Source organism: uncultured Nostoc sp., assembly GCF_964247315.1.
GTDB lineage: Bacteria > Cyanobacteriota > Cyanobacteriia > Cyanobacteriales > Nostocaceae > Nostoc.
Genome location: NZ_CAXTTT010000181.1, coordinates 1 through 10,733 on the forward strand (window position 1 = coordinate 1; position 10,733 = coordinate 10,733).

General features: G+C 43.5%; 8 protein-coding genes. 3 read left to right on the forward strand and 5 right to left on the reverse strand.

Translation table 11 applies throughout. The features are described from left to right. Positions 1-429 precede the first annotated feature (429 nt). On the forward strand, positions 430-639 hold the full coding sequence (locus tag ACFE93_RS32255) for a type II toxin-antitoxin system HicB family antitoxin (RefSeq protein WP_375479825.1): 210 nt from the start codon (positions 430-432) through the stop codon (positions 637-639). A 102-nt stretch (positions 640-741) separates the two neighbouring features. Here ACFE93_RS32255 and ACFE93_RS32260 read toward each other — a convergent pair whose 3' ends face one another. Both ACFE93_RS32260 and ACFE93_RS32265 read right to left on the reverse strand, forming a co-directional pair. Next, positions 742-2,898, reverse strand: coding sequence for a polyribonucleotide nucleotidyltransferase (locus ACFE93_RS32260; RefSeq protein WP_292864433.1), 2,157 nt, complete (start codon positions 2,896-2,898; stop codon positions 742-744). A gap of 101 nt (positions 2,899-2,999) precedes the next feature. Continuing rightward, complete coding sequence (locus ACFE93_RS32265) at positions 3,000-3,545, reverse strand: GNAT family N-acetyltransferase (RefSeq protein ID WP_375479827.1); 546 nt, start codon at positions 3,543-3,545, stop codon at positions 3,000-3,002. 143 nt (positions 3,546-3,688) lie between these two features. Between ACFE93_RS32265 and ACFE93_RS32270 the strand changes: the two genes are divergently transcribed. Together ACFE93_RS32270 and ACFE93_RS32275 are read left to right on the forward strand one after the other, a co-directional pair. After that, positions 3,689-7,015 carry a DEAD/DEAH box helicase gene (locus tag ACFE93_RS32270; protein ID WP_375479829.1) on the forward strand — a complete coding sequence of 1,109 codons (3,327 nt, stop codon included), beginning with the start codon at positions 3,689-3,691 and terminating at the stop codon, positions 7,013-7,015. Positions 7,016-7,260: 245 nt separating this feature from the next. Continuing rightward, positions 7,261-8,097, forward strand: coding sequence for an SWIM zinc finger family protein (locus tag ACFE93_RS32275; RefSeq protein ID WP_375479831.1), 837 nt, complete (start codon positions 7,261-7,263; stop codon positions 8,095-8,097). A gap of 82 nt (positions 8,098-8,179) precedes the next feature. Here the strand turns inward: ACFE93_RS32275 and ACFE93_RS32280 are convergent, their stop codons facing one another. The 3 genes from ACFE93_RS32280 to psbC form a co-directional block, all read right to left on the reverse strand. Next, on the reverse strand, positions 8,180-8,818 hold the full coding sequence (locus tag ACFE93_RS32280) for a Uma2 family endonuclease (RefSeq protein ID WP_375479833.1): 639 nt from the start codon (positions 8,816-8,818) through the stop codon (positions 8,180-8,182). A 21-nt stretch (positions 8,819-8,839) separates the two neighbouring features. Then, positions 8,840-9,025 carry a PCP reductase family protein gene (locus tag ACFE93_RS32285; protein WP_375479835.1) on the reverse strand — a complete coding sequence of 62 codons (186 nt, stop codon included), beginning with the start codon at positions 9,023-9,025 and terminating at the stop codon, positions 8,840-8,842. A 278-nt stretch (positions 9,026-9,303) separates the two neighbouring features. Beyond that, positions 9,304-10,695: a photosystem II reaction center protein CP43 gene (gene psbC / locus ACFE93_RS32290; RefSeq protein WP_375479837.1), complete on the reverse strand. Its 1,392-nt coding sequence runs from the start codon at positions 10,693-10,695 to the stop codon at positions 9,304-9,306. Between the last annotated feature and the right edge of the window lie 38 nt (positions 10,696-10,733).

Genomic DNA, 10,733 nt, shown 5'->3' on the forward strand with positions numbered 1-10,733 from the left:
AGGCATCAGCCCAAATGTCAAAGGTATGTTCATCGAATTCGGGGTGTCGTTTATTATTTTTGTTCAATTTTAATTTGAGTCGGATAAAACCTAAACACAAAAAGACTTTTCATCCAGTCCCCAGCGATGCACTGCGCCGCCCTGAGCTTGTCGAAGGGAGCTTGCCGAAGTGTCCCTAGCTATACTAGTTCACCCCAGTGATTTCATCTTAACTTGACACCTATGGCAAGATGCCCACCCCACAAGAGATTTATTTTTTGAAGGATGCAAATTAAAATATTTTTAGCTTATTAAACCTCTCAAAGGTAATTTTGCAGGCTACTATCGCGATCGCATTGGTGAATATCACGTTATTTACCGAATTGATGATGAAACCAATTAGCTTATTGTCACCACTATTGCTCATCGCCGAGACGTGTATGAATAAATATGAAATATACAATCGTTATTCAGTGGTCTGATGAAGACGAGTGTTTTGTTGTGAGTCTTCCTGAATGGGGATTTTGTCATACTCACGGAGATACTTACGAAGAAGCTTTCAAAAATGCTCAAGAAGTTTTAGAAATGCTGATTGAATCATCTTTGGCAGACAGTCAACCTCTACCTGAGCCAAAAACACTAGAAAAGTCGTTAAAATAATTCGTAATTCGTAATTTGTCAATTTAGAGAAGCATACGGCGATGCCTTCACGATAGGCATCGCGGATTTTAGATTTAATCTAATCTAAAATCCCAAATCGAGTTACCGATTCACCGCCGCAGCTTCTCTTGCTGCTGTTGCTTGATCTGGGTGAATACCCAAGCGGGTGAGATTAATCCGACCTTTGTTATCAATTTCGCGCACTTTGATAATCACTTCATCGCCCACTGCTACTTCATCTTCAACTTTGCCAACGCGGTAGTCAGCTAGTTGTGAAATGTGAATCATGCCTTCTTTTCCAGGCAGGAATTCCACAAATGCGCCTATCGGTATGATCCGAGTAATGCGTCCTGCATAGACATCCCCTTCGTGCAACTTGCGGGTCATGCCTTGGATGATATTTCTGGCTCTCTTGGCCTTGTTCTCATCCACAGCGGAAATTGTCACAGTGCCATCATCTTCGATGTCAATTTTTGCACCAGTTTCCTCTGTGATTCCCTTAATAGTCTTGCCTCCAGGCCCGATCACCAAACCAATCATGTCTGAATCAATCTTGATTGTTAACAGACGTGGGGCATAAGGTGAGGTTTCAGTCCGCGGCGTGTCAATGCACGCGAGCATTTTCTCCAAAATGTGCAACCGGGCTGATTTAGCTTGGTGAACGGCTTGTGCTATAACCTCCAAAGACAAACCGGAGATTTTCATATCCATTTGCAAGGCGGTAATCCCGGCATCCGTCCCGGCAACTTTGAAGTCCATGTCGCCCAAAAAGTCTTCAATGCCTTGGATGTCGGTCAGGACTCGTACTTCGTCCCCTTCCTTAATCAGACCCATTGCCGCGCCACTAACGGGTTTGAGAATTGGTACACCAGCATCCATCAGAGCGAGGGTGGAACCGCAGACTGAACCCATTGAGGTGGAACCGTTGGAAGAAAGTACTTCCGATACGATGCGAATCACGTAGGGAAATTGTTCTTTTGACGGTAGCACAGGTATGAGCGATCGCTCTGCTAATGCCCCGTGACCAATTTCGCGCCTTCCTGGGGCCCGCATTGGCTTAGTTTCCCCAACTGAGAACGGCGGGAAGTTGTAATGATGCAGGTAACGCTTGTGCTGATCTAGCTGCATGTCATCGTTGAGGTTTTGAGCATCCCCAGGTGTACCCAGAGTACAAGTGGATAATACTTGAGTTAGTCCTCGGTTAAATAAACCGCTGCCGTGGACTCGCTTTGGTAAGACATCAACTAAACAAGAAACAGGTCGTACTTCATCAAGTTTACGACCATCAACGCGAACGTTATCTTCGACGATTTGCCGCCGCATGAAGTATTTGGTAATATCTTTAAAAGTGTTACCAAGTGCCTTACTATTTGCGGTTGCAGCAACTCGAATCGGGTCTTCTTGTGGCAGTTCGGCGATCGTCGTCGCAATTTCATTCTTGACGACATCTAAAGCGGCATCGCGTTCCGGTTTGGTGAAAGTAAATTGAGACAGGATTTTCTTAATCTCGCCACTAGCGCGATCGCGGATATAATTTTCCAGTGTCTGGTCTACTTCTGGTGGTGCTTCTTGCACTATTACCAGACCCAGTTCTGCTACTAAATCTTGCTGGGCTTTGATTAAATCCCGCACCGCTTCGTAGCCAAAATCAATTGCCTCGATAATATCTCGCTCTGGCAACTGATTAGCTCCCGCCTCCACCATGATTACGCCATGTGGCGAACCAGCTACTACCAGATCCAAGTCTCCGGCTTCAATTTCTGCATAAGTGGGGTTAATGATGAAATCATCTCCCACTAAACCAACCCGCACTGCTGCCATTGGCCCATTAAAGGGGATTTGAGCAATCAGGGTAGCAATGGAAGCACCTGTAACTGCTAACACATCGGGTGGAACTAACTCGTCCATCGACAACGTTAAGGCAATAATTTGCAGGTCATCCCGCAACCATGAAGGGAACAAAGGACGCAGAGGACGGTCTATAAGACGGCTGGTGAGAATTGTTTTTTCTGGTGGGCGACCTTCTCGCCGCATGATCCCTCCAGGAATCCGACCAGCGGCATATAGCCTTTCTTCATAATCTACAGTCAGGGGAAGAAAATCAATGCCTTCTCTGGCTTGCGATCGCGTAGCCGTCACTAAAACGGATGTGTCCCCTGATTCTATCAAAACCGACCCACCTGCCTGGGGAGCTAGTAGGCCTACTTTCAGTCGAATATCCCTTCCATCGAAGGATATTGACTTATCAACTTCTGCCATTCAGTTTTTTTTCCTTCTCTTTCGCTATTCTCTTTCTGTGGCAATCCTAACATTTATGCCCTATGGCTGACTTCTAGTAGATACAAAGATAGACAAGTCGTTCAAAGCAAAGTGTGATACAAGATTAGCGCATCTACTACCTGCCCATTCTCTAGCTTCGCCGCACCCGGAATTTGCCCAATAATCTCAAATCCTAACGACTGCCAAAGTGTAATTGAAGGTATATTAGTCTCAAAGACCAAATTAAACATCACTGCTTCGTAGCCCAGGTTTGCTGCTATCGAAAGCATAGCTTCTCCCATGAACCGTCCTAAACCCTGACCGCGTAATCCAGGTTGTACAATAAAACCAGCGTTGCAAATATGGCTACACCGACCAGGAAAGTTTGGCTTTAAATAAAACGCCCCTAATATTTCTTTTGGCTTGTGTGTAGGATCTACCATAGATGTCCTGACAACAAAGGCATCCTTGCTTAACCAGTAAGCTGAAAATTCTGTAGGAGAGAGAGGTTGCTTTTGGGGATAGGTTTTACCTTCAACAATTACAACATTGAGTAACGATCTTACAACCTCGTGTTCTTGAGGATGCATATAATCCAATTCCACTAACATGCCGTTTTTTAAAACTTTAATTAGGGGAAAATTCATTATTAACAATATTTATATGGAATAATTACTTAAATATTTATTATATGAGAAACTTGGTCAATAAATCTTTTTGAGAAGATGCAAAAAGTAGAACAATTGCGATTTTAATTCTGGAGTTTTGGGAAAATCTGAGTAGTTAGCAAATGGCGATTTTACACTGTAATTGGTTACTAAAAAATCAAAATGGTTGTTTATTTATTTGGGGGGAAACTTGGCGATCGCCACGAGTGAATTTCGAGTCTAGTGGATCTGGAGATATAGCACTACATCCATTGGCAATGACATCAGTTGAGTTGAGTGAGTGGTTGCGATCGCAGGATATGGCAATTACCAACTTCATTCAGCAACCCCAAATTGCGATGCCTGCGGCAAGCAAAGCGATCGCGACTACTGGACGAACGCGCAAAGCCGCTAGTGCCACTGAGATTACTTTGCCAACACATTCACAAATAATTGCCTTACCAACTTATATCCCAGAAGATACTAACGAAGGAACAACAGCGATTTTCCCTGTACATTCTGCTAGCTTAGGGCTAGACACAGACTCCCCGCAATATTTGCAACCTTGGCGAGTTGAAGGTTTTTGTCTCAACCCCAGCGAAGCGGTAAAATTTCTCGCTGCTGTTCCCCTAAATGCTGCTAAAGGGGAAGATGCTTTTTTGGGTGGAGATTTACGTTTTTGGTCACAGATTGCCCGTTGGAATTTAGATTTAATCTCACGGTGTAAGTTTTTACCAACAATTGACCGACAATCAGATGGTGCATTTGCAGCTAAATGGCAAGTACTTCTAGATAGTGCTGTAGATGGAACCCGCCTAGAAAAATTTTCTGCGAATATGCCGTTGGTTTGTCGTACTTATCAAGAGGGAGTAGGGAGTGAGGAGTGGAGAGTGGAGAGTGGGGAGGGACAAAGGGACAAAGAAAATAACCATGCCCCATGCCCAATCTATATAAACTTCCCCGTTGAACCTCAAGAATTACTTTTGGGATTTCTCAACAGTACGATAGATGCCCAAGTGCGAGACATGGTAGGTTCTCAACTTCCAATTGAAGCCAAGGCGATGTCTACGACTGGCTCCGCCTACGCATCTTTACCATCTGGGGTGCGACAGTGGTTGCCAGCCTTAACTAGTGCATCTGGTACAGTTAATGCAGATGCAATTGAAGTGGAACGACTGGAAGCGGCATTGAAGGCTTGGACTATGCCTTTACAATACCAGTTAACTCTTAAAACATTATTTCGTACCTGTTTTCAACTGCGTTCTCCAGAGTCTGGCGAAACAGATTGGACATTGGCGTATTTTTTGCAAGCGGCTGACGATCCAGAGTTTTTAGTCGATGCGGCAACTATTTGGAACAATCCAGTTGAAAGATTGGTTTATGAAAATCGGACAATTGACCAACCACAAGAAACATTTCTGCGAGGTTTGGGGGTAGCTTCCAGATTATACCCAACAATAGTAGCCAGCTTTGAAACCGAATATCCCCAATTTTCTCGCCTCACCCCCATCCAAGCTTATGAGTTCATCAAAGCTGTAGCTTGGAGGCTGGAAGACAGTGGTTTGGGAGTAATTTTGCCTCCCAGTTTGGCTAATCGTGAAGGATGGGCGAACCGTTTGGGTTTAAAAATTACTGCTGAAACCCCAAAGACAAAGCAGGGACGTTTGGGTTTGCAGAGTCTACTAAATTTCCAATGGCAATTAGCAATTGGCGGACAAACTATTTCCAAAGCCGAATTTGATAAACTTGTGGCTTTAAATAGTCCGCTAGTGGAAATTAACGGTGAGTGGGTAGAATTGCGACCCCAAGATATCAAGACAGCCCAAACTTTTTTTACCACTCGCAAAGACCAAATGGCCCTTTCCCTGGAAGATGCCTTGCGTTTCAGTACAGGGGATACTCAGGTAATTGAAAAGTTACCAGTGGTCAGCTTTGATGCATCTGGGGCATTACAAGAGTTGATTGGAGCGTTAACCAATAATCAAGCGATCGCACCTTTACCCACACCAACAGGCTTTAAAGGGCAGTTGCGACCTTATCAAGAACGTGGTGCTGCTTGGTTATCATTCTTGGAACGTTGGGGCTTGGGTGCGTGTCTCGCCGACGACATGGGACTCGGTAAAACTATTCAGTTCATTGCTTTTCTGCTACATCTCAAAGAACAGGATGTACTAGAAAATCCAACACTGCTAGTTTGCCCAACTTCGGTTTTAGGCAACTGGGAAAGGGAAGTAAATAAATTTGCACCAAGCCTGAAAATTTTGCAATATCACGGTGACAAACGCCCAAAAGGGAAAGCATTTTTAGAAGCAGTAAAAAATCACGATTTAATCGTTACCAGCTACTCACTTCTTCATCGAGATATCAAGTCATTGCAAAGTGTCTCTTGGCAGATAATAGTTTTAGATGAAGCCCAGAATGTGAAAAATCCAGAGGCCAAGCAGTCAAAAGCAGTGCGGCAATTAGAAGCTACATTTCGCATTGCGTTGACGGGGACACCAGTAGAAAATAAACTGCAAGAATTATGGTCTATTTTGGATTTTCTCAATCCTGGGTATTTAGGCAATAAGCAATTTTTCCAGAGGCGGTTTGCTATGCCAATAGAAAAGTATGGTGATACGGCTTCTTTGACTCAGTTACGTTCATTAGTGCAACCATTTATACTGCGGCGATTGAAAAGCGATCGCGACATCATTCAAGATTTACCAGATAAGCAAGAAATGACCGTATTCTGCGGTCTGACTGGCGAACAAGCCGCACTTTATCAACAAGTTGTAGAACAATCTTTAGTAGAGATAGAATCTGCGGAGGGATTGCAACGCCGGGGGATGATTTTGGCTTTACTAATTAAACTCAAGCAAATCTGCAATCACCCAGCCCAATACTTGAAACAGGCGACATTAGAGCAACATAATTCAGCCAAACTTCTGCGGCTAGAAGAAATGTTAGAAGAAGTTTTAGCAGAAAGCGATCGCGCTTTAATTTTCACACAGTTTGCTGAATGGGGTAAATTACTTAAACCCTATTTAGAAAAACAGTTAGGGCGAGAAATATTCTTTTTATATGGCAGCACCAGCAAAAAACAACGAGAGGAAATGATCGACCGTTTCCAACACGATCCTCAAGGCCCACCAATTATGATTCTTTCTTTGAAAGCGGGTGGAGTAGGACTGAATCTAACACGAGCAAATCATGTATTCCATTTTGATAGATGGTGGAACCCAGCCGTGGAAAATCAAGCTACAGATAGAGTATTTCGGATTGGTCAAACTCGGAATGTGCAAGTACATAAATTTGTTTGCACTGGCACTTTAGAAGAAAAAATTCATGACATGATTGAAAGTAAAAAACAATTGGCTGAACAAGTTGTGGGTGCTGGTGAAGAGTGGTTAACCGAAATGGATACAGACCAACTTCGTAACTTACTACTACTTGATCGCAGTGCAGTAATTGATGATGATGCAGAATAAGTTTGTGGTGTAAACTTAACTGTTTCTATGGTAATACAATACTACAACTTTATATTTGTTCGTATGCATTAGACTTCTTGCATAAATACTTATTGACTTCACGTAAACGCACAGAGAAATAGTTAAAACTTGAGACTTTTGCAAGGGGTCTATTGAATCTTTATACTGTCACAAAACGAGATCAACCAATCCATTCCATAATTTTGAATTTTGAATTTTGAATTCGGAGCGAAGCGACGTGACTTATGACTAATTACACATTACAAGCAAGCCGCGAATGGTGGTCACAACAATGGCTAGATTTGCTAGATTCCTATCGCTTTAAAAAGCGTTTAGAACGTGCAAGAAACTATGCTCGTCAAGGAAATGTTCTCAGTATCGAATTTAAAGGAGCAAAAGTATTAGCTAGGGTGCAAGGTAGTGAAGTTGAACCCTATAAAGTTTCCCTCTCCCTTGAACCATTTACCGATGAACAATGGGGTTATGTAATTGAAAGCATGTCCCAAAGGGCAATTTTTGCTGCCAAGCTACTAGCAGGAGAAATGCCACAAAATATAGAAGAAGTCTTCACAGCTAATGGTCTTTCGATATTTCCATTTACCCTTGCTGATGTCCAGAGTAAATGCTCTTGTCCTGATAAAGCAAATCCCTGTAAACATATTGGTGCGATATACTATCAGTTAGGCGACAGATTCAGTGAAGACCCCTTTGTACTATTTCAATTGCGCGGACGTACCAAAGAGCAAATTATCAGCGATTTGCGTGAATTACGTAGTACCAAGAATAAACCCAATACTACAGAAACGCCTGATGTTCAACAGTCAATTCCTAATAATAAATACTCAGTAAAAATTGATTCTTTTTGGCAATACAATGAGCCACTAGAGTCATCCTTGGTAGTTATTGTGCCCTCTAGTAGCGAGACGATATTAGATGTATTGGGAGTGATTCCCCTAGCAAAGGAAGAGGAAAATGCAGTAAATTCAACTTCGAGTGATGTGGTAATGAAGTATTTGAATACCGTTTATAGAGATGTAAGCCAGAAGGCTGTTTTAGCAGCAATGAATGTAGGAGAAAGTTGATACTAATTCGTAATGACGTTCGCGGACTTGATACCGCTGCGCTAACGTAATTCGTAATTATGAATTAGGTTGACTGGGTAGTTCAATCTTTATCCTTCCCGCCTTCCCTTACCCATTCGTGCACCGCTCGACGAATTGCCCGTCTACCATCTGTCCGATTTTGCTCAATCAGTTTCGGCAGATATCGAATTTCTAAAGTAGGAAATACTAAACTCTTCTCTGATTCGACATATTCCCCATTTTGCAAATGATAAATCTTGATTTCACCGGAGTCATAACACCAAAGTTCTGGTACTCCCAAGCGGGCATAAATGGGAAAGCGATTCAGGGACTTACTGGTAACATCAATTTCTAGTGCTAAATCAGGTGATGGGTCTTGTCTCAAGTCCAGATTTAATCTACCCCTAATAACAGCTTCATTCTGGAAATAGAAGCAGTTATCTGACTCTACCCCTGCCATTCGGCTTTCTCGCTTCCAAGTAGTCGAGCCATAACTTTCATAGTCTAAATCCAGCACATCAGCGATTTCCTTGACCAAATCGCTAATTACCTCTTTGTAATGTTCGTGTTCAGGTAAAGGTGTGATAATTTCCAAAGTAGTGCGATCGTAAGCTAACCTTGCTGCCCGATGCTCTCCCAAGTCTTTTAGAAGATTTTCAAACTGTTGCCAGCTAATGTCATAAAGCATTACTCGGTCTGCTCGATTCTTGGCGACTGTCATTGTTACGACCTCCAGAATGTTTTACTGTCCAAACTCAAGCCTAGCCTGTTCTACCAAATCGGCTGTCACAAGCTCTTGTCCTGCTTCACGAGCCAGCTGTTCAATTCTGGCTTTAGCTTGAGAGCGGACAAAAAAGGGAATATTTTGCAATTTTTCTTTAGCTTCAAATGTCCATCGCAAACCATCAATAAAATTTGAATTGCTCATAGTATTAATTACCTTGGTAAGTCGCTCAGTTTATACCAATTTTAAAAATGATTGCGACAAATGGACAGAGAAAACCCAGATACACCAAGCGGTTTCCGATCCAAAATCTAAAATCGTTCGACTGAGCGAACGCGAGTGCGTCTCGTAGAGAAGCCGAAGTCCAAAATCCAAAATGGTATTAATTAATAGATTACTAATTTTCTTATAAAAAAAGCCCTTGCTTTTATGCAAGAGCCTCTAAATTATTTAGTTGTCAGTGATGAAATAAACTTTACAACCTAATCTAGGTCGTCCATGAACATCACTGGCTCAGTATCACGGTTAATTCCTTTCTCAAAACCACCAGCAGCAGCCCGTGCGCGACCAGCGTGCCACAAGTGACCAACTAGGAAGAAGAATCCTAGTACGAAGTGAGAAGTCGCCAACCAAGCACGAGGAGATACGTAGTTGAAGGAGTTAATTTCGGTAGCCACACCACCCACGGAGTTCAAAGAACCCAGAGGAGCGTGGGTCATGTATTCAGCAGCGCGACGAGCTTGCCAAGGCTGAATATCATTCTTGATTTTTTCCAGGTCAAGACCATTGGGGCCACGTAGAGGCTCCAACCAAGGGCCGCGGAAATCCCAGAAACGCATGGTTTCACCACCGAAGATGATTTCACCAGTCGGAGAGCGCATCAGGTATTTACCTAGACCAGTAGGGCCTTGGGCAGAACCGACGTTAGCACCCAAGCGTTGGTCACGAATCAAGAAGGTCAAAGCCTGAGCTTGAGAAGCTTCTGGGCCAGTAGGGCCGAAGAATTCGCTGGGGTAAACGGTGTTGTTAAACCAAACAAAGATTGAGGCAATGAAGCCCATCAGAGAGAGAGCCCCCAAGCTGTAGGAGAGATAAGCCTCACCAGACCAGATGGATGCCCGACGCGACCAAGCAAAAGGCTTGGTAAGAATGTGGAAAATACCACCAGAAATTAAGATAAAGGCAATCCAGATGTGACCACCGACCACATCTTCTAAGTTATCAACGCTGACAATCCAGCCTTCGCCACCAAAGGGAGACTTGATTACATAACCGAAGATAACTGCTGGGTTCAATGTCGGATTGGTAATAATCCGAACATCACCACCGCCTGGTGCCCAGGTATCATACAACCCACCAAAGAACATTGCCTTTGCTACCAATAGCAATGCACCGAATCCCAAAATAATCAGATGGAACCCGATAATGTTGGTCATCTTGTTCTTGTCTTTCCAGTCGTAACCAAAGAAAGAAGAGTATTCTTCTAAGGTTTCTGGGCCGCGAACGGCATGATAGATACCACCAAAGCCAAGGACGGCTGAAGAAATTAGGTGGAGTACGCCAACAACAAAGTAGGGGAAGGTATCGATGACTTCACCACCAGCACCAACACCCCAACCCTGAGCGGCAAGGTGAGGTAACAGGATCAAGCCCTGCTCATACATGGGCTTTTCAGGAATGAAGTGAGCGACTTCAAACAAAGTCATCGCTCCAGCCCAGAATACAATCAAACCAGCGTGGGCAACGTGAGCACCCAGCAGTTTACCAGATAGGTTGATTAAACGTGCGTTACCAGACCACCAAGCAAATCCAGTGGATTCCTGGTCGCGTCCAGCGCCGCCTAAGATATTTGGTCTATTAGAGAGCGTTACCACGTGGTAATACCTCCTCAGGGAATACAAATTGTTCGTGG